Below are 24,105 nucleotides of genomic sequence, written 5' to 3'. Positions count from 1 at the left end.
ACTATTTAAATAAACGTCGAGGACTACAGCCTTGTAAAGTTGAGACTTGGCCACCACGCCCGACTAAATAAATCCCTTTAAAGTCGTGCTGATAATCAACAGGTCTGACTTGTTTGACAATATCACCATGATGCTCAAGCAGACCATCATCAAAACCCACCAATAAAATATAGCCTTTGGGGTAGTTTTTATTAATTTTCTTAAGTACATTACGATGAATTCGCCGAACACTTTCACTGATAATTTCCTGGGATGCTAAACTGCCTTTAGCCAACACATAATGACGCTTGCGTCTTTGGCTCTTCATAAAGCGAAAGCTAGTTAAAAAGCGACGCTCTAAATAAGCCCGAGTCTGTAAACGTGCAACATGACCATCCACCGCATAAGTAATTTCCACCTTATGAACCACCTTGTGTTTTCCATTAATTAACTCAGTAATAATGGCATCATAGTTCTGCCCACCTAAGCGCGGCTCGATAAATAAATCATGCCGAGAGGAAAAAAACCGCTTCACAAAATGATATAAATAAAAAACCTCTTCCCAAAAAGGCTTGGATAAGCCCCGAGGAATATGCTGGCTGCATTTATTCAAAGCAGCAACATGCTGAATATTATTGAGCTGCGCCTCAAACCAAGAAACAAATTGGCAGGCCGTGCGCCGAGACTCTATATCCTGCTTATCTAAGATCCAGTCGGCGGCCATAGTGCATCCTTGCAAGACTGACTGCTATAACTTAAGCATAATACATTGAATGCAAGGAGGTTAAGTTTAGTTTACTTTCCCCAACGCTGCCCTAAAGCATGCTCTAAGCCTAAACGATCAAGTAACCTTGCCACAATAAAGTCAACTAATTCTTCTATGGATTTTGGCTTATGGTAAAACCCTGGCATCGGCGGGATAATCTCAGCCCCTGCATTGGCCAGCTTGAGCATATTTTCCAGGTGAATAGCAGACAGCGGCATCTCACGCGGAACGACTATTAATTGTCGACGTTCCTTAAGTGTTACATCGGCTGCGCGCTCAATCAGGCTATCGCTTAGTCCCATCGCTATCGCCGCTAATGCTCTCATCGTACAAGGGCAGACGATCATCGAATCAAACGGCATTGAACCACTTGCAATCGGCGCGAACCAATCATTACGACCATAACAAAGAATTTGCTGGTCACACGCCCCTGTTAACTCCATCAAACGCTGCTGTAAAGCCTGTGGTTTAGCTGGTAAATTAATATCACACTCTTCTTTTACTGTCAGCGCACCCGCCGGCGAGATTAAAAAATACACCTGTACATCGCCTAAAACCAGTTGTTCAAGCAAGCGCATGGCATAAGGTGCACCCGAAGCCCCTGTAATCGCCAATACTATTTTCTTTTTAAACGTCTTCACATTCTAACTGCTGTAATAATCGTTGGTGAAATTGCTCAAAACTGCCGTTACTCATCACAACCACATGATCATGATCTTTTAGGCCATCATCGGCTACGGCTTGTAGTAGCTCATCGACAGAATGACGCACTCGGTAATTAAACTCTTCTTCCTTGAGGTTATCGGCAATCTGCCAAGAAAGTCCTGTCGGCTGATAAAAATAAACACGATCCGCGCATGAAAACGCATCAGCTAAATTATGCTGATGCACTCCCATTTTAAAGGTATTCGATCGCGGCTCAAACACGGCAATAATCCGCCCATCTTCACCGACGCGATGGCGCAAGCCTTCTAAGGTCGTTGCAATGGCCGTTGGATGATGGGCAAAGTCATCATAAACGGTAATCCCCTGACTTTGACCAAAGACTTGCAAACGGCGCTCAACCCCCTTAAATAGCCTCAATGCCTCGCAAGCCTGTTTTAGCTCAACACCGACTTGCAAAGCCGCACCGATCGCAGCTAAGCCATTCATCACATTATGGCGGCCGATCAAAGACCACTTCACTTCATGGCGAATACCGTGACAAATCACCTCAAAATGGCTACCATCCGCGTTAATCAGTTGTGCAGTCACATCTCCAGCCTGTAAGCCGACGGACACTTTAGGGCTCCAGCAGCCCATTTCTAATACAGTATGTAAATTTTCATCCAAGCTATTTACAACAATTTTGCCATTGCCTGGCACCGTGCGAACTAAGTGATGGAACTGGCGCATAATCGCCTGCAGATCATTAAAAATATCAGCATGGTCATATTCTAAATTATTTAAAACAAGGGTTTTCGGGTGATAGTGAACAAATTTAGAACGCTTATCAAAAAAAGCGCTGTCATACTCATCCGCTTCAACAACAAAGTATTTTCCCTCTCCCAAGCGTGCAGAAACACCAAAATTTTTCGGCACACCACCAATCAAAAAGCCAGGCTTCAGACCCACATGCTCTAGAATCCAGGCGAGCATGCTGCTGGTCGTCGTCTTGCCATGCGTTCCTGCGACGGCTAAAACATGACGATCGTGTAAAACTTCACGTGCGAGCCATTCAGGCCCTGAGCAGTAAGGAATATTCTCGTTGAGTGTTGCTTCAACCGCACTATTGCCTCGTGATAAGGCATTACCAATGACCACGCAATCAGGTGTATCTGTTTTTAAAAATGTCTCATCATAACCTGAGGTCACAGCGATCCCAGCTTGGGCAAGCTGCGTACTCATGGGAGGATAAACATTTAAATCTGACCCCGTCACCTTGACGCCTTTCGCACGCGCTAACTGAGCAACTCCCCCCATAAATGTTCCAGCAACCCCCAAGATATGAATATGCATAAATGCTCCTACATCAACCCCATAATACTCGCTGTGCGCACAGCGAAATAAATCAACACGATTAAGACAGCCAACCAAACCTTCACAGCAATCGCTTCTTTAATAATATGACTGAACAAGGCCGACCCCCCAAATAAACGAAACGATTAAATAATAACTTAACAGCGCTAAAGACGACTGAAATAGAAAAATAGCCAATAATAACAAAGCTTGTAATACGCAACTCACCCATTGCAAAGCCAATGCGGTTTGCAAAAATCGCCCGGGATATTTAGCGCTATGAGTCACAATATAAGGGAATAGCAATAACAAGCTCGCTGAAAAAAATGCAATCATTGCGCTATGCAGTAAAGATAGCTGTGAGTTTAGCCAAATCAGCTGCAAAAAGAAATTGATTGCAAAGGCAGCTCTCAAGCTTCGCAAGGAATACGGAACTGCTTGAGGTCCCGCTTGAAAAGTGCATAAACGCCAAATAATTTGCATCATTTATAAAATGCCTTAGACTTGTCTCACCATAGCTAACAACAGGCCTATCATACCTGGTTAGTCAAACAGTGCAAATGCCCATAAAATCAAAGACAACAGCGTCTAAGTGCAACGATGAGGATAGCTTTAGGATGAAACGTAAGAATCTTTTTTACGCACAGTCAGGCGGCGCAACCGCCGTCATCAACACCACAGCCTGCGGTGTGATAGAAACTGCCAGACAAAAAGAAGAAATCGATAATATTTTTGTCGGCCATGATGGCATTATCGGTGCACTTGCCGAAGAGCTCATAGATACGAGCCTTGAAAGCACAGAAAGCATTCGCCAGCTTTATCATACGCCAGGCAGTGCCTTTGGCTCTTGTCGTTACAAGTTGCCTCCTATCGGCCAAAATGACGATGTTTACAGACGTTTGTTCTCTGTCTTCGAAGCCCACGATATTCACTACTTTTTATATAATGGCGGCGGTGACTCACAAGATACAACCAATAAAGTGAGCATCATGAGCAAAAAATTAGGTTATCCATTAAAGTGCATCGGCCTGCCTAAAACCATCGATAATGACCTCATGCACACCGATAACTGCCCAGGTTTTGGCTCAGCGGCTAAATACATTGCCACCAGTATCCGAGAGGCGGCCTTGGATGTTGTCGGCATGGCACGAACTTCAACCAAAGTCTTCTTAATGGAAATCATGGGGCGTAATGCGGGTTGGCTCGCTGCTGCCGCAGGTCTTGCCGCAGAGCAAGAAGGTGATGCGCCGCACATCATTTTATTCCCAGAAGTCGCCTTTAACGAAGAGCGATTTCTAAAGAAGGTCAAAGAAGTCGTCGACACACATGGCTCTTGCGCCATTGCTATCTCAGAAGGCTTACGCGATGAACATGGTGAACTGCTTATTCAATCCAGTTCCGTCGATGCCTTTGGCCATGTACAACTCGGCGGCATTGCAGGCAAGGTTGCCGCACTGATTAAACATAACTTAGGCTATAAATACCATTGGGCCTTACCCGATTACTTACAGCGTGCTGGCCGGCACTTGGGTTCGAAAACAGATGTCGAGCAAGCCTATGCCATCGGTCAAGCCGCTGTTGAGGCAGTACTTGCCGAGAAAGATAACATCATGCTGTCCATCGAGCGCACCAGTAATACACCTTACCAATGGCAAGTTGGTGAAGTTTGCCTTAATGAAATTGCCAACCATGAGAAGTTCATGCCGAAAGAGTTTATCAGTGAAGATGGCTATCACATTACTCAGGCTTGTCGTGAATATATGGCTCCATTAATCGCAGGGGAATGCATCCCGCCATTCAAAGATGGCCTGCCTGTCTATGCGCGTTTGAAAAAGCAAACCCTCACTCCCAAACTAGAGCCCTTTGAGGTCTAGCGTACATTCAAACTTCAACTTTTTCTCACATCAATTAAAACAATGCCAGTGAATGCTGGCATTTTCGTTAGCCCTGACAAAACCCACTAAAAATAAATCGATAATAACCAATAAGTTATATCAATACATCAGCAATTGAAGAATAATTTATTATTTTTGCTATACAACGGCCCCCTTTTTTTAGTTATCTTGATAACTAAATCAACAGGAAAATTTCCTGTAAAAATTATTAAAAAATAAAGCTAAGGATTGCCCCATGACAAAAGTCACCGTATTTACCCTTATCATGATTGCCCTACTTTTATCTATAGGGACCTATATGAATGTAAAAAATAACTCAACACCACTTCCCCACTCCTTACAATTCACCTCAACTTGAAGACTTAACTCGATGGGTTATATACTAGGGGTTTATTAAATTGACCAATAAGCTCACTTATGCGCCAACTCTACTGTATTATCGCTTTTTTCATGGTTATGCCATCATTATATGCAGCTTTACCACCCGCTTATCTTGCTGTTCCTAGCTTTAAAGCCTGCTTAAGCACAAAAAGCATGGGAAGTTACTCTGTTTATTGCTTGCCCAAGTCTCAATCAACCACCTGCCCTGATAGCTCCTGGCAGCAACTACTGCGCACAGATCTCACGCCTTGCGATCGATAAATAATCAACGAAGAGGTAATAAACAAATGAAAGCACAATCATGCCCTTGCTGTAGCCAAAAACCTTATACATCATGCTGCAAACCTTTCGTTAGCGGCCAAGCACTGCCTGCAACCCCCGAGCAACTCATGCGCTCACGTTATACCGCTTACACTCAAGCGAATATTGACTATATTGTTGCAACAATGAAAGGAGACGCTCTCAATAAGTTTGATAGGAACAGTGCAACCGCTTGGGCTAAACAATCAACTTGGCTTAATCTACAGGTTTTATCTGCCTCAGCTACCCATTCAAACAGTCAAGAGGGCTTCGTTGAGTTTATCGCCTCGTTTCAAAATCAAGGTAAAATCGAATGTTTAAGCGAGAAGAGCCGTTTTGTTAAGGAAAAAGGCCAATGGTTTTACACCGATGGCCAACACAATTAAGCGAATAAAACTCAAACACACTGAGAAAATTTTAAGCAAAGTGCTTTAGATCTCAACAAGATCCAGTTGGTTATTTTTCAACCAAGCGCGAGCCTGCCGATGCTCAGGGTAATAACGTGAAACTAAACGCCAAAATGCCGCTGAATGGTCAAAGTGCTCAAGGTGACTTAGCTCATGAATCACAATATAGTCAATTATTGCTTCTGGAGCCTGCAACAACTTCCAGTCATAACTTAGATCGCCTTCACTAGAGCAGCTACCCCAACGGGCTTTATATGAACGGACTGTCACAGTACCTGGAGAAAGCTTCATCTGATTCGCCATAAAAAAAGTTCGTTGCTGAAACTTTAATAATGCTTGCTCTTTAAACCATGATGATAATTTCTTTCTAATATAAGACTGGCGATTTTCTGGTTTAACCTGAGCTGGAATTCCAGTTAAAAATCTATTTTCACTAAATAAAACTGCTTGATTACCCGAAATAAGTTGCAAAGGGTATTTCTTGCCTAAATAAGCAATCATTGACCCTGAACCTAAGCGCCTTGCTTGTTTACTGTGCCTTGGAGAAAAGTGGATATTCTCCTTCACCCAGTCCTGATTGTCGTCTATCGCCTGATCAATGAGCTGCTTTGACATTTTTTTTGGCACATTCATGTGGACTCTTCCTTCATGAATGCTCAAATCATATGTTTTGGTGCGTCCTGTGCGGTTGACGAGGTAATCGATATTATTCACCGTCAACTGATAGGTTTTTAATTGTTTTACCTTCTTCATAAGGCCCATCATAACGCAAGTTTTAAAGGCTGAAAACAACAAAAACTAGGCAAATTACCCATTTAACTCTAAGCAGTTTGTTTTAATGGAGATTAAAGTTTAGCCTGCATTATAATCGATGATCATCATCGTTTTATCACCGATTCAAAGTAAATTATGATAATGGTATAAAATCAGATAAAAGAGAATCAACCAGATAATTTATCGACATCATGTTCCATAGACGGATAAAACCAGGAACTTTGCACGCTCTTTGCCCATAAACAATCACCCAAGTCATAGTGCCACCATTCTGAGGTGAAATTGACAAAACCCACTCGCTTCATCACATTAAACAACAAGCGACGGTTTTGACGAATCAATTGCCAACGCTCTAGGCTTATCCCGAACTCTGGTTGGTAATCTTGCTCAAAATAGTCCGTTTGGGATAGTACAGTCGGGTCATCAAACCCAGTACCAAAATCCAAAGCAGTATTCGCTCTTAAATCAACCAACGCTAGATCAATAGCACCACCTGAATTATGTGGAGGTACCGCAAAACGAGAAGGCTCGTCGGGGTGTGCGACATATTTCCTAACTTCAACCTCAAGCTGCTCGTTCGACCACTCTGGATGTGCTTGATTCAACTCATTATAAATCTGATCAAACAATGCACCTTGGCAGGCCAATGAGCGATAACTATCAAAGATATATAAGGCTAAATAGGGATCTAACTGCTCTAATACCATCAGTAGCTTTAGATAAACAGACTGACGTGTGTAAATTTCCGGCGCGGTTCCGATCAGCTTTTGCTGATAATATTCGTTAGAACAAATGATTCTCTGCGTCGCTTTAAGCTCGATACACGCCGAATGTTGCTGTAGCCAATCTACCGCCTTATTATCTATAATCTGGTAATCGTGGCAAATCGCTTGGCCTATCATATGGCCACTATCAAGAAACATGTTTTCTGTTCACTCCCTCAGAATCCATATCAACATCAGCTTTTTCGCTTTGCTGGGCTTGCTTGACGTAATTTTCCAAGCTCAGCTGAATACTCTGTGCAATCTCATGAACCAGTTGACTTTTCGCCTCATTATCCAACTGCATTTTCTCGCTAATCTTTATCACATGCTGCCCTGAGCAGGCAACTGCAACTTGCATGATTTTCGCCGTATATTCAGGGGAAAGGCTTAGGCACTCTTCATTCTCTACAGAGCGATATAACTCATCGATTACAGTTAGTTTCATGATTCACCTCTATTATTATCAGCAAGATTAGCTTTTAGAGTGGCCAGCACCGTTAATAACACACCCGACCTCCACCCTATAACAGAGCAAGGGTAAATTCAATGCTCGTTCAATTAAATAATCAAGAACAAATAAGGGAAGTTGCAAAGAATCAATGAAACTATTAACATTCCTACACAGTTAAGATAAACCATCAAAAGCGGTGATCAGCAAAGTATAAAACAAACGAGCAGCCAGGAAAAACTATGAATAAATATCAAGCCCTTACACCAAAGACAGCGATTGAATATATAAAAAAGCATAATATCTTTTTTGCAAATTTTGATGATTTACACTGCGAAGAAATTGGTGATGGTAACCTTAACCTCGTTTTTCGAATCCTCAGCAATGATGAAAGTAAAAGCCTAATTATCAAACAAGCTTTACCTTATGCTCGCTGTGTTGGAGAGTCTTGGCCTTTATCCTTAGATAGAGCACGTATTGAAGCTGAAAGCGCCCAAATTCAAGCCCAAATCTGCCCTGATTATGTTCCTAAAATTTATCATACGGATAACACTCTAGCACTTACAATCATGGAAGACCTTTCTGATCATGTGGTACTGCGTAAAGGCTTAATCGCAGGACAAGATTATCCGAACTTTCCAGAACAAATCGGCTGTTTTCTTGCAAAAAGCCCTGTTCTATACATCAAATTTATACTTAGATGCTCACATTAAAAAATGAGCGCTTAGGGCAATTTATTAACCCAGACCTTTGCAAGATTACTGAAGATTTAGTGCTCACCGACCCGTTTTTTGGCTCAGAGCGCAATAATTATGATCAACAAATACAAGATAAAGTCACTGAATTACAAAACAATCAGCAATTAAAACTTAAAATTTCCGAATTAAAGTTAAAATTTCTTTCATCTACCGAAGCTTTATTACATGGTGATGTCCATACTGGCAGCATTTTTGTCACAGAAAACTCAATGAAAGTTTTTGATTCTGAATTTGCTTATTATGGCCCGATAGGGTTTGATGTTGGCCTGATCATCGGCAATATGATATTAAGCCTTGCATCCCACTTCACTCAAGGCCATTTTAAAGCAGTCGATTATAGTCTAAACGCGATTGAAACCATTTGGCAAACTTTTGAAAACAACTTTAAAGCTTTAGCCAAAGAACATACTCAAGATATAGCCTTTAAAAGTGATGAGTATATTGACCAAACTATAAAAAATATTTTCTCTGACACTATCGGTTATGCCGGCTGTGAAGTCATTCGTCGTATTATCGGCCTCGCTCACGTTGAAGACCTTGACGGTATAGAGGATCAACCTCTTAAAAATAAAGCGGAGATTCTTGCTTTAACGATTGGCGAGCAGCTTATTTCAGGGCAGAATCAAATTTACTCAATCAATAATGTAATACAACAATGCAAAAGCCATTTAGTAATAAATTAAGATAACCATTTACAAAAAGCCGGCCAACATTACCGGCTTTTTTAAACTCTTAACTCAAATTAATCTAGCAATGGGAATTTTTCTGCGATATCAGAGCCAGTAGGCTCAGCCACCCAGCCCTCTTTATTATTGAATAAACGAATTGCTGTAAACTCAGGTTCGCTTCCCATATCAAACCAATGTGCAACGTGATCCGGTACAGAAATTAAATCATTTTTCTCGCATAAAACTTGATACACTTTATCGCTAATATGCAAACAAAAAAGGCCTTTTCCTTTGACAAAAAACCTCACCTCATCTTCACTATGAGTGTGTTCTAATAAAAAATTTTTTTCTTAATGCTTCCTTATCTGGGTGAGATGGGTCCAAAGATATGACATCAACGGCTCGATAGCCTCCTTGCTCTTTTAATCGGCTAATATCCTCAGCATAAGCACTTAAAATATAATTTTCATTATCGGTATAACCAACCTCAATATGAGCTTGCCACCGCTCAAAAAGAATACCAACATTAGCAAGCTGCTTTGAAATATCCTGATACTTTGAGCTATTAAAAATAGCCTGCTGACTATCATTGGCATTAAATATAGTCAATTGACTCACGAGTAATCCTGTATTAAAAATTTATTAAAATCATTCACCCAAGGGTGGTGATCGCTTGGCAGCTGATTATCCCGTACTAACTGACAAGTCTTTAAACCTGCTTGCTTGGCTGCATCAAGCTCCGCTTCAATATCTGAAAAAAACAAAACTTCTTCAGCATAAAGGTTGAGTCTTGCAATAATATTTTGATAAGATTCAACTTCTTTTTTTCCACCTATTTTTGTATCATAAAACCCACTAAATAGCCCTGAAACATCACCAAAATCAGAGTAACCAAATAATAACTTCTGTGCCTTCACTGATCCTGAAGAGTAAATATACACAGGGATATTTTCATCATTTTGTGCACGAATAAACTCAATCGCATCAGTATATAAATGTCCAGTAAAATCACCCTGCCGGTAACCTTTTTCCCAGATCATCCCTTGTAACTGTTTTAACGGGGTAATTTTTTTATCTTCACGAATCCAGGTGAGTAAAATGTCAATAAGCTGCTCTATACTTGCCTGTTGATTATTAATCTCTTTTCTCACAGCATCTAGTTGTTCCGACACTTCTGGAACTTCCTGAAAAGAATAAATGAAGTCCGGTAATTTCTTTTCAGCATAAGGAAATAGAACATCCTTTACAAAAGAAATACGAGTAATTGTGCCTTCAATATCGGTTAATATTGCTTTGATCATTAATTAGCCCTGTAATTTAAAGCGCTCTAACTCACACGCAAACAAAAATTCTAAACCTTCCAAATGACGACGAGCCTCGAGCACAGACGCCCCCCAAACATACAGACCATGCCCTCTGATTAAAATACCATGGTGAAGCGGTTGTTTAGCATAAGTCCCTTTCACTTGATCTGCCAACGCACCAATATCTTGGTCATTGTCAAAAATAGCAATATTGACCGCTTCTAAATGAGACTGAATACCAGCTAGAGATTTTTGCATCTCATAGCCATGTATAGTCAACTGACTATCCGCTACATGCCGTGAGAGTGTTGTCGCTGCAACTGAATGTGTATGCAAAATAGCCTGCGCATCCAAATCTAGTTGATAGATTGCTAGATGTAATCCTGTTTCTGCCGAAGGCTTACCTGTTCCAGCCAACTGATTGCCCTGCCAATCAAACTGACAGAAACTATCTTCGGTCAAACAGCCTTTATCATAACCACTTGCCGTGACAATAAAACCATCGGCAAGACGAACAGAAAAGTTACCTCCTGTCGCAGGCACCCAACCTTTTTCACTGATCCAAGCACCTGCAGCAATTAATTGATCCACTACACCATTATTATTTTGCATGACTTACTCTTAGTTTCATTATTCTAACCTCATCAATCTAGCTAGTGCTTTACTAGTTTACCTGCTTTGATATCTTCTGCCTCAAACACACCAGTATCTAATACCCAGCCCGTAACTAACTTCGCAGGGGTTACGTCAAACGCTGGATTATAAACCTTGGCCCCTTCTGGACTCCATAGCACTTGACCAAAAGAACCTTTGACACCTCGGACCTCATCACCATCACGCTGCTCTACAGGAATATTCTCACCACTTAAGCAATCGACATCAATAGTCGTATAAGGCGCAACCACATAAAACGGAATATCATGATAATCGGCGAGTACAGCTAGATTATACGTACCGATTTTATTAGCAAAATCTCCATTTACCGCAATACGATCCGCACCGACCAAAATAGCATCAACTTGGCCTTTTGCCATTAAGCTGGCCGCCATGTTGTCACAGATAATCGTATTAGGAATATTTAGCTCGGATAACTCCCAAGCCGTTAAACGACCACCTTGTAACAATGGGCGAGTTTCATCGACATAAACATGAATATTCTCATTGTTTTTATAAGCCTGCTGAATAACACTCAGAGCTGTCCCCATTCCCACTGTTGCTAAACTTCCTGTATTACAATGTGTTAATAAATTGTGGCAGTTCTTTAATAGTTTTGCCCCATTTTCAGCCATCTGCTGGCAAAGGCTAATATCTTCAAAAAAGAGCTTTTCTGCTGTCTTAACGAGCTGTTGATGATAATTTTCAGACGCTAACGCAGCTGACATTTCCTGCAAGTTATTCATCAGGTTAACCGCTGTCGGTCGCGATGCCCGCAACACCTCAATTGCATGCGCTAATTGAGGCTTATCCATACCCTGTTCTGCTAAATGTGCCACAAGCACAGAGCAAGCAATACCAATCAAAGGCGCACCACGCGTTCGTAAAGACTGAATAACCTCAACCATCGCATCAACATCAGAGCATTCAAGCCACTTCATCTCATGCGGCAGAAGTGTTTGATCTAGAATATAAAGGGTATTTTTTTCATAGCGTAATGCGGTTGACAGTAAATCTTGCACGAGAAACCCCAATCAAATAATTTTAGCTTCCTATTCTAGTGATTATCTAAATAAACGGCAAACAACCTTGCTTAGAACAAGATTGAAATCCACACCCTACCTATGTACGATAAGTGCTCAAGCTGAGAATATATGAAGAAGGATCTCTATGCTAAATCAAGAAGTTAACCTCGTTATCGATGTTGAAATTTATCAACAAACCCAAAACAATATCATTAAGCACCTACAAGCACTCTCTCACCAAAGCTCAAGTTCACCTATTCAAGCTAATATATATACAACTAATTTTAGTGACCAGGCCCCAGTGCGCCAACTAAAAGTTGCTTATCACTTCAATACCGAAGAACAGCTAGGTTTATACCTACATAAAGTGATCAAGCCTTTTTATCATCATTTAGAAAACAACTTTAATAATCTCATTCAAGTCAAGTATCAAACATTTGAACTTATGCAGTCTTTTTCGAATACTCAGTACTGTTGAGTGTATTTTCCTATAGCACCGTTGAAACCAATAATAAGGAATTATCCATGAGCAAAGCATTTGCCTCTCAATCTGACCTCACTGAAAAAGTAACGACCTTCACCGAACTTGCTGAAGGTGTTTACTCATACACTGCCGAAGGTGACCCTAATGCAGGAGTGATTATCGCTGATGATAGTGTTATGGTCATCGATCCGTTAGCAACTCCAGTACAAGCACAAAAACTGATTCAGGAAATACGCAAAGTAACAGATAAACCCATCAAACACTTGGTATTAAGCCATTATCATGCCGTACGTGTGCTCGGCGCATCCGCTTATCAGGCTGACAATATCATCGCCAGCCAAGCCACCTTTGATTTAATTCAAGAGCGTGGTGAGCAGGATTTCAAGTCAGAATTACAACGCTTCCCCCGTTTATTTGATCAAGTAGAAACGGTTCCTGGCCTCACTTGGCCCACTTTAGTCTTCGATAAAAAAATTACCCTGCACTTAGGCCGGCATCAAATCAATATTATTCAAATCGGTCGCGGTCACACTCAAGGCGATACTATTGTTCACCTAATAAATGATAATATTATTTTTTCAGGTGACCTCGTTGAAATGGGTGCAACACCTTATTGTGGTGATGCCTATATCCAAGAATGGCCACAAACCCTCGACAAAATTAAAGAACTAAAGCCTAAACAACTTATTCCAGGCCGTGGCGATGCACTCACAACCACAGAGAGTTCTTTAAAGGCCATAGCAAGTACTAAAAGCTTTTTAATAGATTTAACGACACATGTTCAATACGCAGTCAGTCAAAAATATTCACTGAAAGAAACCTATGATTATGCCTATCCCAAATTGCAAGAAAAGTATGGGCATTGGGTGATTTTCGATCACTGCATTCCGTTTAATATGAGCCGCGCCTATGATGAGCTTTCAGGCATCATTCACCCAACAATTTGGACAGAAGAGCGTGACATACAGATGTGGCAGGATTTGCAAGGCTAAACCACTGATCACACTAAAAATTAAGGCAGGATAACCTGCCTTTTATTCTATAATTTGCTTTTAAGTAACATATTTATACAGCCACTGCCGCTTTAATATGCGGATGCGGATCATAGTTTTCTAAAGTAAAATCTTCATAGTTAAAGTCAAAAATACCTTTAACTGCCGGGTTAATTTTCATTTGTGGCAAGCTACGGCAATCACGTTTTAGTTGCGTTTTCGCCTGCTCTAAATGATTAGAATACAAGTGCGCATCCCCTAGGGTATGAACAAAGTCCCCAGGTTGTAAGCCTGTCACTTGTGCAATCATCAATGTGAGTAGTGCATAAGAGGCGATATTAAAGGGTACACCTAAGAAAATATCAGCACTGCGCTGATAGAGCTGGCACGATAATTTACCTTCTGCCACATAAAATTGAAAAAGTGCATGACACGGCGGCAGCGCCATTTTATCGATCTCAGCCACATTCCAGGCACTGACGATTAAACGACGCGAGTCTGGATTAGTTTTAATTTGATCAATCACCTCAGAGATTTGATCTATTGTTTTTCCATCAGCGCCTGCCCACGAGCGCCATTGCGCCCCATACACCGGGCCTAAATCACCCTGCTCATCAGCCCATTCATCCCAGATACTCACTTTGTTTTCATTTAAGTAAGCAATATTTGTCTCACCCTTTAAAAACCAAAGCAATTCATGAATAATCGAGCGTAAGTGCAATTTTTTAGTGGTTAGGAGCGGAAAACCTTCAGACAGATCAAAACGCATTTGGTGACCAAACACGCTTAACGTCCCCGTGCCAGTCCGGTCTGTTTTGCCGACACCACTATCGAGCACTCGCTGCATTAAATCTAAATAGGTACGCATGTTACACTCCTAATCGCTTCGCCCGGTGTTGAGCAAAGCCATATAATAATAAGCCTAGAATAATCATCGGCGCCGACAATAGCTGCCCCATCGTCATCCAACCAAAGGCGATATAACCCATTTGCGGATCCGGCTGACGAAAGAACTCAGCACCAAAACGAAAAATACCGTAAAACAATAAAAATAAAGCCGATGTTGCCATACGGGGGCGTGGTTTACTCGAGTACCACCATAAGATAATAAATAAAACAACGCCTTCAAATAAAAATTTCGATCAGTTGAGAAGGATAACGTGGCAAAGGTCCCCCCGTCGGAAATACCATGCCGATAGGGCTATCGGTCACCCGCCCCCACAGCTCATCATTAATAAAATTGCCAATGCGCCCAGCACCTAAGCCAATCGGCACAACGGGTGCGACAAAGTCAGTAAGCTGGAAAATCGTCTTTTTAAATTTACGCCCGCAGAACATCAAGCCGAGAATAACCCCAATTAAGCCACCATGAAACGACATGCCGCCATCCCAAACCTGAAAGATAACCAGCGGATTGTGAATAAAGTTACCAAAGTCATAAAAAAGAATATAGCCGATGCGACCACCGAGAATCACCCCCAGCGCACCATAAAAAATCACATCGCCAACTTGCTCTTTAGTCCACACTCCCTTCGAGCGTTTTGCTCGGTAATTACACAATAACCAGGCCATCACAAAACCAAACAAATACATTAAGCCATACCAATGAACTTTGATTGGCCCTAAACTAAATGCAATCGGGTCTATCTTTGGATAGATAAGCATCTTGATTCCTCAACTCACAAAATCAAGTCACATTCTAACAGCAATCACCGATAAGGTCCCAGCTTAATCACACTCACCACTTTGTAATTAAGCCGATAAGCCGCGATTTCCTCACTGCTTTTTCCTAAGTATAGCCTGCAAGTTCAAGCAATTAAGGTCGATAATTCAGCCATAGCGGCATCAATTTTGTGATGGTATTCATAAACTTCAACACACCGACATTAGCTTCTTGATGGCCATAAGGGTCTTGGATGCGTTCAGGAAACCCAATTCCCAAGCCAAAAAGACCCGGGGCAATAATGCCATTACATGGATTATGAACGAGAGATTCACAACCGATCACTTTCGGCCCCCGTGTTTTAAAGCCAATCGCATAAACCGCTTTATTGCAGCGATTTAACTCATTTGCTAAATCTTCACTATCTGCATGCACCCGCACTAAATTATCAGGTAACTTGCCATTAATATGCTCACGCGCCCACTGTGCTGCCACCCCTTTCAAGCCCGTATTGTCAAATAAAATCCAGTCTTCCATCGGCACCGCAAAGCATAAGGGGCTTTGATAGACATTAACAACTTTTTTCACCCCAAGCTCACACAACGCTTTAACAATTAAAATACCCGAATGAGATGAACCAAAAACCGCGATTCTATCGTCTTTTTGGCACGACTTTAATAATTTTTCTGGATGCAGCGCATTTTCAAGGCTGATCTCTGCTATGCCTTCATGTGTTAGGCTTTTCGGCGTCGCTCCTGTCGCTAAAATGACCTGTTTACTCTGAAATAATCCGGCATTTGTCTTTAATTGCCACACACCACCGGCCAAAGACAACTCACTGACCAGAGCGCATACACTCTGTACTTGCTCACGTAAATCTTGAGTAATTGAGCAAAGCGGTCCGGCCAAATCTTTCAATAAGCAGGTTTCTTCAGGATCCATCTGGCTTAAGGCAAATTTACTTTTATTCTTCTCATAACCAAAACTTGGGCTACTCTCAAGAAAACTCGTAAAAAATTTCACACGCGTATTCCCCGACACTTCCTGCCACTTGGTACCAAAATCACCTGCGGCAAATTCAGGGTCGAGCCATAGAATTTCACTCGCACTGATGCCAGAATCAAGTAACTTTGCAATCGCAGCAATGCCAGCAGGTCCGGCCCCTATCACCGCCCACGCGCTTGTTTGTATTTGTTTCATATCACTCTCCTTAGTCGCTATCTCATGGGTTAGTCATCATTCATTAAGCCCAGCTTATACAAGCTTATAATTTAAGTAAAATAGATATGATTCATAGTGATAATCACAAACATTGATGATAATTCAGTCATGTTTTTTCGCAAAATGCGCATTATCAATCTAATATGCACATACTTAATTAACTCTTAATATTATAAGTGCTTTATTTGATGGAAAGTGTGACTTTATTTATTGTTCTTGCGTGTATTTTTGGTTTCTGCATGACCTGGGGCGTCGGTGCCAATGACCTTGCCAATGTGATGGGAACCTCGATGGGTTCACGCTCACTCACAGTAAGACAAGCGATCTTTATTGCAATCATCTTCGAGTTTGCCGGCGCCTATTTAGCCGGCGGCGATGTCGCCAATACCTTACGCAATGGCATTATCAACCTCAACGTGCTCTCGGGCGAACCTCGGCTTTTTATTTATGGCATGCTTGCGGTGCTTCTCGCCGGCTTTAGTTGGATGCTGACCGCCAGCTATTTTGGTTTACCCGTTTCGATTACACATACCATCGTCGGTGCAATCGTCGGTTTTGGTGCGGTGACCATCAGCTTTCAGGCCGTGCACTGGGATACTGTCGGCACGATTGCTTTAAGCTGGATTATCTCCCCTCTGCTCGCTGGTGCTTGTGCCTTTATTGTCTTTACCAGCATTCAAAAAACCATCTTTGCCAAACCCCATCCGGCCAAAAGTGCGATGCATGCCATCCCTTTTTACGGCTTATTATTCGCATTGATCTTCGGCAGCCTATTAGTTGAGCACATCCTCCAACACTTTCACATGCACTCATTACGCTTGCAGCTCGGCATCACCTTTATCCTCGCCATTATTACCTATGTCGCGCTGGCTCGCTTTACCCGTACCTTTATTAAAAAACGTAAACTCGAAGGTGCCGCACGTCGTCATGAATTTCAATTGCTAGAGCATATGTTCAAGCCTTTAACCATGCTTGCTGCTTGTGCGATGGTCTTTGCTCACGGCTCCAACGATGTCGCCAATGCTGTCGGGCCGATGGCCGCCGTCGTCGATACCGCAATTTCAGGCTCGCTGAGCCAAACCAGCATTATGCCAGCCTGGATCTTAGGCTTAGGTTGTGCTGGAGTGATTGTTGGCTTTTTAATGTATGGTCGCCGCGTCATTCAAACCGTCGGCTCGAATATTACCCAGCTCACCCCTTCACGCGCTTTCGCTGCCATACTCTCAGCGGCTGCAACCTCATCTGTTGCTACCACCACCGGCATCCCCGTTTCGGTGACGCAGATTCTTGTTGGCGCCGTTTTTGGTGTCGGTTTTGCCCGCGGTTTAACGGCCTTGAATTTAAACGTCATTCGCAATATTTTTATGTCTTGGGTGATTACCCTTCCCGCCGGTGCCACATTTGCGGTAATCTATTTCTATATTTTCCGCACCCTGGCCGGATATTAAAGGAGTAAAACCATGCCAAGTACCCCATTACTCAATATGTTTCGCCGTTCACCCTTCTTACCATTGCAAGAGCATATGGAGCAAGTAGCGAATATCAGCCCACTGATTATTGAATTTTGTGGCTTTGCCTTCTCACAAGATTGGGACAATGCCGAACAACTCAAAGACAAAATCCTTAGTAACGACAAACAAGCCGATGAACTACTGCGCGATATTCGTACACATATGCCCAAAGGCTTGTTTCTACCTGTCGCTCGCACCGACTTACTGGATTTAATTAAAACTCAAGATAAAATCATCGATAAAAACAAAGATATTCTCTCTTTGATTTTTAATCGTAAAATGCAACTGCCTGAGCCAGTGACTAATTTATACCTTGAGTTTCTCACCCACAGCCTCGCCGCCGTCGAGCAAGCGCATGCGGTTATTCGTGAATTAGATGATCTGATGGAAACGGGTTTTACCAAACACGAGTCGAATATTGTTGAAAAAATGGTCACTGATTTAGATCACACAGAAGCCCATGCCCGTGAGCTTTATGAACAAGCCTCTCTAGCCTTATTAAAGTTGGAAAATGACCTACCTCCGGTTAATACCATGTTTATTTACAAGCTCTTCGATTACACCATCGACATTGCCCACCTAGCACGCAATGTCGGCGCTAAATTAGAAGTCTTGTTTGCTCACTAAACCCACCATCAAACATAATAAATGACGAGATTAAAGAGAGTTTATGCTCTCTTTAATCTCCATCGATGAGCAATTTTTATTATATTACTCGCTTACGCAAGAACAAAAGTAATATTTTTAAGTACGCTTATCATCTTCAATCACGTTATAGTGATTTATGCCAAATTTTAGATTAATCACTCTCAAGTATAACTCCTACTCCAACCAAACACATTCGGCACATGAAAGCCTATAAAATAAATTCGGGAAAATATTATTAGATACAATAAATTAATATAGATAAGTCGCCTTTTAAAAAATAAAGTATTCATTATGATAATCCCCTGCTACAATGAGCTATTTCCTTCGCAAAAAATGGATGAGGAATTTTAAATTTTTCGGGTGGCAGCATGAAGATTAAAAAATATACATTTATTAAATCTAAAAAAAATCATTTCTCCCAAATGAGAACCGGATAAAATCAATGAATACACCACATTTGTTAATCAAAGACAATAACCTTAAAGTCGTCTATGCCAGCCCTGCTTATCTTGATATCCACCAAAAAAATTCTTCAGATATTGAAGGGCAAACAGTAGCTAATTTATATGACAATATGCCAAGCGACTATCTTGATAAAGTCAATTGCTGCGATAGAACTATTTTAAAAGAAAATATCTCTGTCACTTATGACAGTATTGTTCCTATAAATAATAGCTTTATTATTGCTCGAGTAAAAAAAATGCCGACTCACTTCTGCAGGAAAAGCCTATGGTGTCGCTTGTGAATTGAATACTGAAATAGAATTATTTAAAAATAGCCCAATTTTTTCTACAACAACCAGCCTTGCCCTAAATAACAATACCGTACTAACACAGCCTGAAGTAAAAGTCCTGTATTTAATGCTCGCCTACCCCACAATCAAGCCCGGCACGATTGCAAACACATTAAGCGTCAGCCCAAACACAGCTTATGTTTATAAGTCTTCATTAATAAATAAGATTCAGTCACTTCCTAGAGAAGAATTAATTGGTATTTTGCGTGAAAATTTTAGTTTTAAATCTTTTTTAATAAAAGAGCAAAAACCAACTTAACGTTTATCAAGTTGGTTTTCATCTATTTTTATCAATACATCATTGATGTTTGAATGTTATTTCGCTTGTGGACGCATATGTGGAAATAAAATCACATCGCGAATCGATGGGCTATCAGTAAACAACATCACCAAGCGATCAATCCCGATTCCCTCGCCTGCCGTTGGTGGCATGCCATGCTCTAATGCGGTGATATAATCCGCATCATAGTGCATCGCTTCATCATCACCAGCATCTTTTTCTTCAACCTGACGCTTAAAGCGTTCTGCTTGATCTTCAGGGTCATTTAACTCAGAAAAACCATTAGCGACTTCACGGCCACCACAGAAAAACTCAAAGCGGTCAGTAATAAACGAATCCTCATCATTTAAGCGCGCCAATGGCGAAACTTCAGCAGGGTACTCAGTGATAAAGGTCGGCTGACGCAATTGCTCTTCAACCGTTGCCTCAAAGATTTCCGTAATGACCTTGCCTCGGCCTTCATGGCCTTTAAGCTGTGCACCTTTACGCTCAGCCACCGCTTTTGCACCGTCTAAAGTCTCTAAGTCTTCACGACTAACATCGCTGTTATAATGCAAGATAGAATCAATCATGCTCATGCGTGCAAAAGGCTGACCAAAGTCATAAACTTCACCTTGGTAAGGCACTGTTGTTTGTCCTAAAACCTCTTGTGCGACAGTACGCAACATCTTTTCAGTTAAGTCCATCAAGTCATGGTAATCCGCATGGGCTTGATAAAATTCTAGCATGGTAAATTCAGGGTTATGTCGCGTTGATAAACCTTCATTGCGGAAATTTCTATTAATTTCAAACACGCGCTCAAAACCACCAACAACCAAGCGCTTCAGGTAAAGCTCTGGGGCAATCCGCAAATACATGTCTAAATCCAAGCTATTATGGTGAGTGACAAACGGACGCGCACTAGCACCACCTGGAATCACCTGCAACATCGGCGTTTCCACTTCCATGTAATTGCGTTCAGTTAAAAAACGGCGAATGCTAGAAACAACTTTTGAACGGATAGTAAACGCATTGCGTGATTCATCGTTGACGATTAAATCTAAATAACGCTGACGATAACGCGTTTCAACTTCCGCTAAACCATGATGTTTATCCGGCAATGGGCGCAAGGCTTTGGTCAGTAAGCGCAGGTTATTGGCTTTAACCGATAACTCACCCTTATTGGTTTTAAACATCACCCCTTCAACGGCAACGATATCACCTAAATCCCAATTTTTAAATTCTTGATACTGACCTTCTGGCAGGTCATCACGCCGTAAATAAACCTGTAAACGCGCCGTGCTATCTTGAATGTGCAAGAAGCTTGCTTTACCCATGATTCGACGTAGCATAATACGGCCAGAGACTTTCACCGGACGAGCAAGTTCTTCTAGCTCCTCTTTGCTTTTAGCGTCAAACTCAGCGGTTAAATCAATGGCATGGTGCTCAGGTCTAAAATCATTAGGGAACGCCACGCCCTGGCGACGAATCTCAGCAAGCTTGGCTTTACGCTGGGCGATTTGCTCATTTTCATCTAACTGTGGCTCTTGCTGTTGATCAGTCATGGTTTTTGCCTTTTAAACGATAAACTTTATTCATGATTTATTTTAGCTAACTAATTAATTAATAATTTATAAACCGGCCTTTAGGCTGGCTTCGATAAATGGATTTAACTCACCATCGAGCACCGCTTGGGTATTACTCGTCTCAACGCTGGTGCGTAAATCTTTAATCCGCGATGCATCCAATACATAAGAACGAATCTGACTACCCCAGCCAATATCCGACTTACCTTCTTCTAAGGCTTGCTTTTCTGCATTACGTTTGTTCATTTCTAGCTCATACAATTTAGCACGTAATTGCTTCATCGCCTGATCTTTATTTTTGTGCTGGGAACGATCATTCTGACATTGCACCACGGTATTGGTCGGTATATGAGTAATCCGCACCGCAGAATCAGTCCTATTGACATGCTGACCACCGGCACCAGAAGCACGATAGGTATCGATGCGTAAATCAGCCGGATTAATATCGATATCAATATTATCATCAACTTCAGGTGAGACAAATACCGAGCAAAACGAAGTATGACGACGATTACCTGAATCAAACGGTGATTTTCGCACCAAACGATGCACACCGGTTTCGGTGCGCAACCAACCAAACGCATATTCACCTTGAAAGTGAATCGTCGCACTTTTAATGCCGGCAACTTCACCGGCCGATGCTTCAACCAGTTCAGTCTTAAAGCCGTTTTGCTCACCCCAACGTAAATACATCCGCAAGACCATTTCCGCCCAATCTTGTGCTTCGGTCCCCCCGGAGCCTGATTGAATATCTAAATAGGCATTATTAGGATCCATCGGCCCTGAGAACATGCGGCGAAACTCAAGTTGGCCGACCTGCTCATCCAAGGCATCACTTTCGCTCACGACCTCTTCAAGTGATTCTTCATCTTGCTCTTCTACGGCCAAGTCAATTAAATCTTTGGCATCAATAATGCGCTGTGAAATGCTCTTAAATTGCTGAACCAGTGTTTCTAATTGAACACGCTCACGGCCTAATTCTTGGGCGCGCTCAGGTTGATTCCACACATCAGGTTCTTCTAATTCACGCTCAACTTCGACCAGACGCTCACACTTCAGATCGTAGTCAAAGATACCCCCGAAGTGAGCTAACACGTTCTGCAAGTTCATCAAGCCGAGTCTGTAATGCACGGACTTCTAACATCGCTCGTCCTACCTTCTAAAATTCTCTAAAAAATAGCTGTTATTTTACCGAAAAAGCACCGAAGACTAAAGCTTTTCTAAGCCTCTTGGCAGTCGGTATTTTTCTGTTATAATCAGCCCGTCTTTAAATGGATCTCTTTATTAAGATTTTTCCAGGACTTAAACGAAGTTTTCAAGCGATAACTCATTGATTTTGATTGTAAAGGGCCGACTATGCAAGGTACACGCTTTGGACGCTATTTATTTTTAGTCATTATCCTCACCGCCGTGGGTCAGCTCGCGAATACGATTTTCGTCCCTGCCAGTGATCTGATTGCTAATCAATTACAGACGAGGCCCGGTCATGTGCAAAGCCTGATGGCCGCCTATCTACTCTCTTACGGTGCTTCACAATTTCTTTATGGCCCTCTTGCCGATCGTTATGGTCGCCGGCCGACGGTTTTACTTGGCCTTCTTATATTTGCAATCGGTGCGGTGACGGCCACCTTTGCTCATAATATTACGGTGCTATTGCTAGGCTGCTTTATCCAAGGGCTAGGCATCGGTGCTGCAGGAGTCATGGCACGCACAGTGATGCGCGATTTATTCACAGGCAAAGAATTACTAAAAGCCAATAGCATTATGAGTGCAACCCTCGTCATCGCGCCGATTGTTGCTCCTTTAATCGGCGGCCTCATTGCCACCTTAATGGGCTGGCGTGCTGTGTTTGCTTTCCTATTTGCCTATAGTGCGATCGTTTTTGCCTTAGAATTTAAATATTTTGACGAAACTCACCCTGAGCCTAATAAAGCGCCAATGGCCTTTAAAGAGTTAATGAATCAGTATAAAAACATGCTCTGCCATCGCCAGTTCATCGGCTATATCACCTGCTTAACGGTCTCCATCGCTGGCCTTGCAGTCTTTGAAGCCTCTGCCGGTGTGCTCTTTGCTAGCGTCATGCATTACAGCCCGAATACCGTCAGCTTATTGTTTATTACCCCCCTACCCGGCTATTTTATCGGCAGTTATTTAGCGAGTCATTTAAATCGAGGTCAGAGCATTCCACAAATCATGAAAACAGGCATTGGCACCCTTGCGTTAGGCTCTGTTAGCATGTTGATTTTCGCTTATTTTGGCTATTTTAATGCCTATGCTATTTTAATTCCGATGTTCTTTTATTTTATTGGTGCAGGTTTAATGTTTCCACTGGCGACCACTGGCGCACTGATGCCTTTTGGTCATATTGCCGGTGCTGCTGGCGCTTTTATCGGTGGTATTCAAAACCTAGGCTCTGGGCTATTTACCTCCCTCTCAGCCCTAACACCACAAAAAGATGCAGAACCTCTTGCCATCTTGCTCTGCGTCCTCACTTTGATTACCATTACAGCCTATTACAGCTGTATTGCTGGCCAACAAGAATCAACAGAAGCTTAATCAACACCTCTTTATCGCGTTCAAATTAAGCACAAAACAAACAAGAAGAGAGCCTCATGTCTACAACATCAATCTCCCAACGCTTCCGTGGTTTTTTACCCGTTATTATTGATGTTGAGACCGGCGGCCTTAATGCCGCAACCGATGCGTTACTAGAGATTGCGGCTGTTATTATCGACTTTAACGAACAAGGTCAACTGGTTCCCATAGAAACAATTTCAACACATGTTAAGGCGTTTGCTGGGGCCAACATTGATCCAGAAGCACTTAA

28 protein-coding genes and 1 pseudogene are annotated in these 24,105 nt (G+C 42.0%); 12 read left to right on the top strand and 17 right to left on the bottom strand.

Annotated elements, in window-relative coordinates:
- Nucleotide 1 precedes the first annotated feature (1 nt).
- The 4 genes from BGC07_RS11305 to BGC07_RS11290 all read right to left on the bottom strand — a co-directional run bounded on the left by BGC07_RS11305 (nucleotide 2) and on the right by BGC07_RS11290 (nucleotide 3,229).
- Entirely contained in the window at nucleotides 2-703 is a 702-nt protein-coding gene (locus BGC07_RS11305; protein ID WP_069313200.1) for a hypothetical protein, read from the bottom strand.
- Nucleotides 704-774: 71 nt separating this feature from the next.
- Nucleotides 775-1,386 (bottom strand): flavin prenyltransferase UbiX, encoded by a 612-nt coding sequence (locus BGC07_RS11300; RefSeq protein WP_077216871.1) that lies wholly within the window; start codon nucleotides 1,384-1,386, stop codon nucleotides 775-777.
- Nucleotides 1,373-2,743, bottom strand: a complete 1,371-nt coding sequence (mpl, locus tag BGC07_RS11295; protein ID WP_069313199.1) for a UDP-N-acetylmuramate:L-alanyl-gamma-D-glutamyl-meso-diaminopimelate ligase — start codon at nucleotides 2,741-2,743, stop codon at nucleotides 1,373-1,375. Before mpl ends, BGC07_RS11300 begins: the two co-directional genes overlap by 14 nt.
- Before the next feature lie 99 nt (nucleotides 2,744-2,842).
- Nucleotides 2,843-3,229, bottom strand: coding sequence for a hypothetical protein (locus tag BGC07_RS11290; RefSeq protein WP_235603112.1), 387 nt, complete (start codon nucleotides 3,227-3,229; stop codon nucleotides 2,843-2,845).
- A gap of 131 nt (nucleotides 3,230-3,360) precedes the next feature.
- Between BGC07_RS11290 and BGC07_RS11285 the strand changes: the two genes are divergently transcribed.
- Together BGC07_RS11285 and BGC07_RS11275 are read left to right on the top strand one after the other, a co-directional pair.
- On the top strand, nucleotides 3,361-4,617 hold the full coding sequence (locus tag BGC07_RS11285; RefSeq protein ID WP_069313198.1) for a 6-phosphofructokinase: 1,257 nt from the start codon (nucleotides 3,361-3,363) through the stop codon (nucleotides 4,615-4,617).
- A 689-nt stretch (nucleotides 4,618-5,306) separates the two neighbouring features.
- Nucleotides 5,307-5,705 carry a YchJ family protein gene (locus BGC07_RS11275; RefSeq protein WP_235603111.1) on the top strand — a complete coding sequence of 133 codons (399 nt, stop codon included), beginning with the start codon at nucleotides 5,307-5,309 and terminating at the stop codon, nucleotides 5,703-5,705.
- 45 nt (nucleotides 5,706-5,750) lie between these two features.
- Here the strand turns inward: BGC07_RS11275 and BGC07_RS11270 are convergent, their stop codons facing one another.
- The 3 genes from BGC07_RS11270 to BGC07_RS11260 form a co-directional block, all read right to left on the bottom strand.
- On the bottom strand, nucleotides 5,751-6,479 hold the full coding sequence (locus BGC07_RS11270; RefSeq protein WP_139121680.1) for a M48 family metallopeptidase: 729 nt from the start codon (nucleotides 6,477-6,479) through the stop codon (nucleotides 5,751-5,753).
- A gap of 188 nt (nucleotides 6,480-6,667) precedes the next feature.
- Nucleotides 6,668-7,423, bottom strand: coding sequence for a M15 family metallopeptidase (locus tag BGC07_RS11265; RefSeq protein WP_235603110.1), 756 nt, complete (start codon nucleotides 7,421-7,423; stop codon nucleotides 6,668-6,670).
- Nucleotides 7,413-7,709, bottom strand: coding sequence for a hypothetical protein (locus BGC07_RS11260; RefSeq protein WP_069313196.1), 297 nt, complete (start codon nucleotides 7,707-7,709; stop codon nucleotides 7,413-7,415). Before BGC07_RS11260 ends, BGC07_RS11265 begins: the two co-directional genes overlap by 11 nt.
- Before the next feature lie 245 nt (nucleotides 7,710-7,954).
- Here BGC07_RS11260 and BGC07_RS22295 point away from each other — a divergent pair, with 245 nt between their 5' ends.
- Both BGC07_RS22295 and mtnK read left to right on the top strand, forming a co-directional pair.
- A complete protein-coding gene (locus tag BGC07_RS22295) occupies nucleotides 7,955-8,425 on the top strand; it encodes a hypothetical protein (RefSeq protein WP_235603109.1) in 471 nt (156 codons plus the stop codon).
- Nucleotides 8,413-9,153: an S-methyl-5-thioribose kinase gene (gene mtnK, locus BGC07_RS22290; RefSeq protein WP_235603108.1), complete on the top strand. Its 741-nt coding sequence runs from the start codon at nucleotides 8,413-8,415 to the stop codon at nucleotides 9,151-9,153. The genes BGC07_RS22295 and mtnK overlap by 13 nt, the downstream gene beginning before the upstream one ends.
- A gap of 59 nt (nucleotides 9,154-9,212) precedes the next feature.
- Here mtnK and BGC07_RS22285 read toward each other — a convergent pair whose 3' ends face one another.
- From BGC07_RS22285 to mtnA, 5 genes are read right to left on the bottom strand one after another with little or no spacing between them, the layout of a single operon-like run.
- Nucleotides 9,213-9,446 (bottom strand): hypothetical protein, encoded by a 234-nt coding sequence (locus BGC07_RS22285; protein WP_235603107.1) that lies wholly within the window; start codon nucleotides 9,444-9,446, stop codon nucleotides 9,213-9,215.
- Between the two features lie 10 nt (nucleotides 9,447-9,456).
- Entirely contained in the window at nucleotides 9,457-9,756 is a 300-nt protein-coding gene (locus BGC07_RS22280) for a cupin domain-containing protein (RefSeq protein WP_235603106.1), read from the bottom strand.
- The gene (mtnC, locus tag BGC07_RS11245) at nucleotides 9,753-10,439 is read right to left on the bottom strand and encodes an acireductone synthase (protein ID WP_069313195.1); all 687 of its coding nucleotides are present in this window, start codon (nucleotides 10,437-10,439) and stop codon (nucleotides 9,753-9,755) included. Before mtnC ends, BGC07_RS22280 begins: the two co-directional genes overlap by 4 nt.
- Nucleotides 10,440-10,442: 3 nt before the next feature.
- On the bottom strand, nucleotides 10,443-11,054 hold the full coding sequence (locus BGC07_RS11240) for a methylthioribulose 1-phosphate dehydratase (protein WP_069313194.1): 612 nt from the start codon (nucleotides 11,052-11,054) through the stop codon (nucleotides 10,443-10,445).
- Nucleotides 11,055-11,095: 41 nt separating this feature from the next.
- Nucleotides 11,096-12,118: an S-methyl-5-thioribose-1-phosphate isomerase gene (mtnA, locus tag BGC07_RS11235; protein ID WP_069313193.1), complete on the bottom strand. Its 1,023-nt coding sequence runs from the start codon at nucleotides 12,116-12,118 to the stop codon at nucleotides 11,096-11,098.
- 148 nt (nucleotides 12,119-12,266) lie between these two features.
- Here mtnA and BGC07_RS11230 point away from each other — a divergent pair, with 148 nt between their 5' ends.
- On the top strand, nucleotides 12,267-12,599 hold the full coding sequence (locus BGC07_RS11230) for a hypothetical protein (RefSeq protein WP_069313192.1): 333 nt from the start codon (nucleotides 12,267-12,269) through the stop codon (nucleotides 12,597-12,599).
- Between the two features lie 47 nt (nucleotides 12,600-12,646).
- On the top strand, nucleotides 12,647-13,597 hold the full coding sequence (locus BGC07_RS11225; protein WP_069313191.1) for an MBL fold metallo-hydrolase: 951 nt from the start codon (nucleotides 12,647-12,649) through the stop codon (nucleotides 13,595-13,597).
- Between the two features lie 73 nt (nucleotides 13,598-13,670).
- Here BGC07_RS11225 and BGC07_RS11220 read toward each other — a convergent pair whose 3' ends face one another.
- From BGC07_RS11220 to BGC07_RS11210, 3 genes and pseudogenes are all read right to left on the bottom strand, one after another.
- A complete protein-coding gene (locus BGC07_RS11220; protein ID WP_069313190.1) occupies nucleotides 13,671-14,465 on the bottom strand; it encodes a thymidylate synthase in 795 nt (264 codons plus the stop codon).
- Between the two features lies 1 nt (nucleotide 14,466).
- Nucleotides 14,467-15,262, bottom strand: a pseudogene (lgt, locus tag BGC07_RS11215) (prolipoprotein diacylglyceryl transferase).
- A 151-nt stretch (nucleotides 15,263-15,413) separates the two neighbouring features.
- Nucleotides 15,414-16,460, bottom strand: a complete 1,047-nt coding sequence (locus BGC07_RS11210; protein ID WP_069313189.1) for an FAD-dependent oxidoreductase — start codon at nucleotides 16,458-16,460, stop codon at nucleotides 15,414-15,416.
- Nucleotides 16,461-16,669: 209 nt separating this feature from the next.
- On the opposite strand from BGC07_RS11210, the gene BGC07_RS11205 reads away from it, so the two are divergent.
- The 4 genes from BGC07_RS11205 (at nucleotide 16,670) to BGC07_RS11190 (ending at nucleotide 19,692) form a co-directional block, all read left to right on the top strand.
- Nucleotides 16,670-17,929, top strand: coding sequence for an inorganic phosphate transporter (locus BGC07_RS11205; RefSeq protein WP_069313188.1), 1,260 nt, complete (start codon nucleotides 16,670-16,672; stop codon nucleotides 17,927-17,929).
- A 12-nt stretch (nucleotides 17,930-17,941) separates the two neighbouring features.
- A complete protein-coding gene (locus BGC07_RS11200) occupies nucleotides 17,942-18,619 on the top strand; it encodes a TIGR00153 family protein (protein ID WP_069313187.1) in 678 nt (225 codons plus the stop codon).
- 463 nt (nucleotides 18,620-19,082) lie between these two features.
- Nucleotides 19,083-19,385 (top strand): hypothetical protein, encoded by a 303-nt coding sequence (locus BGC07_RS11195; protein WP_069313186.1) that lies wholly within the window; start codon nucleotides 19,083-19,085, stop codon nucleotides 19,383-19,385.
- A 1-nt stretch (nucleotide 19,386) separates the two neighbouring features.
- Nucleotides 19,387-19,692: a hypothetical protein gene (locus BGC07_RS11190; RefSeq protein WP_069313185.1), complete on the top strand. Its 306-nt coding sequence runs from the start codon at nucleotides 19,387-19,389 to the stop codon at nucleotides 19,690-19,692.
- A gap of 56 nt (nucleotides 19,693-19,748) precedes the next feature.
- Here BGC07_RS11190 and lysS read toward each other — a convergent pair whose 3' ends face one another.
- Both lysS and prfB read right to left on the bottom strand, forming a co-directional pair.
- A complete protein-coding gene (lysS, locus tag BGC07_RS11185; RefSeq protein ID WP_069313184.1) occupies nucleotides 19,749-21,257 on the bottom strand; it encodes a lysine--tRNA ligase in 1,509 nt (502 codons plus the stop codon).
- Nucleotides 21,258-21,323: 66 nt separating this feature from the next.
- Nucleotides 21,324-22,422, bottom strand: a protein-coding gene (prfB, locus tag BGC07_RS11180; RefSeq protein ID WP_139121679.1) for a peptide chain release factor 2 whose coding sequence is annotated in 2 segments (ribosomal slippage) — nucleotides 21,324-22,346 and nucleotides 22,348-22,422 — 1,098 coding nt in all. Because the reading frame shifts where the segments join, the coding sequence is not laid out codon by codon here.
- Between the two features lie 212 nt (nucleotides 22,423-22,634).
- Here prfB and BGC07_RS11175 point away from each other — a divergent pair.
- Both BGC07_RS11175 and BGC07_RS22275 read left to right on the top strand, forming a co-directional pair.
- On the top strand, nucleotides 22,635-23,834 hold the full coding sequence (locus tag BGC07_RS11175; protein WP_069313183.1) for a Bcr/CflA family efflux MFS transporter: 1,200 nt from the start codon (nucleotides 22,635-22,637) through the stop codon (nucleotides 23,832-23,834).
- A 56-nt stretch (nucleotides 23,835-23,890) separates the two neighbouring features.
- A partial coding sequence (locus BGC07_RS22275) for an exonuclease domain-containing protein (protein ID WP_268801655.1) occupies nucleotides 23,891-24,105 on the top strand: 215 nt, incomplete at its 3' end.

This window comes from Piscirickettsia litoralis (assembly GCF_001720395.1).
GTDB lineage: Bacteria > Pseudomonadota > Gammaproteobacteria > Piscirickettsiales > Piscirickettsiaceae > Piscirickettsia > Piscirickettsia litoralis.
This window is presented reverse-complemented; position numbering and strand designations above follow the sequence as displayed.

Excerpts from the sequence above, each read along its gene's own strand:
- mpl (WP_069313199.1), bottom strand. The coding sequence starts at position 2,743 with ATGCATATTCATATCTTGGGGGTTGCTGGAACATTTATGGGGGGAGTT.
- BGC07_RS11225 (WP_069313191.1), top strand. The coding sequence starts at position 12,647 with ATGAGCAAAGCATTTGCCTCTCAATCTGACCTCACTGAAAAAGTAACG.
- mtnC (WP_069313195.1), bottom strand. The coding sequence starts at position 10,439 with ATGATCAAAGCAATATTAACCGATATTGAAGGCACAATTACTCGTATT.
- BGC07_RS11230 (WP_069313192.1), top strand. The coding sequence starts at position 12,267 with ATGCTAAATCAAGAAGTTAACCTCGTTATCGATGTTGAAATTTATCAA.
- BGC07_RS11265 (WP_235603110.1), bottom strand. The coding sequence starts at position 7,423 with ATGTTTCTTGATAGTGGCCATATGATAGGCCAAGCGATTTGCCACGAT.
- mtnK (WP_235603108.1), top strand. The coding sequence starts at position 8,413 with ATGCTCACATTAAAAAATGAGCGCTTAGGGCAATTTATTAACCCAGAC.
- BGC07_RS11275 (WP_235603111.1), top strand. The coding sequence starts at position 5,307 with ATGAAAGCACAATCATGCCCTTGCTGTAGCCAAAAACCTTATACATCA.
- BGC07_RS11305 (WP_069313200.1), bottom strand. The coding sequence starts at position 703 with ATGGCCGCCGACTGGATCTTAGATAAGCAGGATATAGAGTCTCGGCGC.
- BGC07_RS11240 (WP_069313194.1), bottom strand. The coding sequence starts at position 11,054 with ATGCAAAATAATAATGGTGTAGTGGATCAATTAATTGCTGCAGGTGCT.
- BGC07_RS11290 (WP_235603112.1), bottom strand. The coding sequence starts at position 3,229 with ATGATGCAAATTATTTGGCGTTTATGCACTTTTCAAGCGGGACCTCAA.
- BGC07_RS11200 (WP_069313187.1), top strand. The coding sequence starts at position 17,942 with ATGCCAAGTACCCCATTACTCAATATGTTTCGCCGTTCACCCTTCTTA.
- BGC07_RS11220 (WP_069313190.1), bottom strand. The coding sequence starts at position 14,465 with ATGCGTACCTATTTAGATTTAATGCAGCGAGTGCTCGATAGTGGTGTC.
- BGC07_RS11285 (WP_069313198.1), top strand. The coding sequence starts at position 3,361 with ATGAAACGTAAGAATCTTTTTTACGCACAGTCAGGCGGCGCAACCGCC.
- BGC07_RS22295 (WP_235603109.1), top strand. The coding sequence starts at position 7,955 with ATGAATAAATATCAAGCCCTTACACCAAAGACAGCGATTGAATATATA.
- lysS (WP_069313184.1), bottom strand. The coding sequence starts at position 21,257 with ATGACTGATCAACAGCAAGAGCCACAGTTAGATGAAAATGAGCAAATC.
- BGC07_RS11205 (WP_069313188.1), top strand. The coding sequence starts at position 16,670 with ATGGAAAGTGTGACTTTATTTATTGTTCTTGCGTGTATTTTTGGTTTC.
- BGC07_RS11210 (WP_069313189.1), bottom strand. The coding sequence starts at position 16,460 with ATGAAACAAATACAAACAAGCGCGTGGGCGGTGATAGGGGCCGGACCT.
- BGC07_RS11260 (WP_069313196.1), bottom strand. The coding sequence starts at position 7,709 with ATGAAACTAACTGTAATCGATGAGTTATATCGCTCTGTAGAGAATGAA.
- BGC07_RS11270 (WP_139121680.1), bottom strand. The coding sequence starts at position 6,479 with ATGAAGAAGGTAAAACAATTAAAAACCTATCAGTTGACGGTGAATAAT.
- BGC07_RS11175 (WP_069313183.1), top strand. The coding sequence starts at position 22,635 with ATGCAAGGTACACGCTTTGGACGCTATTTATTTTTAGTCATTATCCTC.
- BGC07_RS11195 (WP_069313186.1), top strand. The coding sequence starts at position 19,083 with ATGAATACACCACATTTGTTAATCAAAGACAATAACCTTAAAGTCGTC.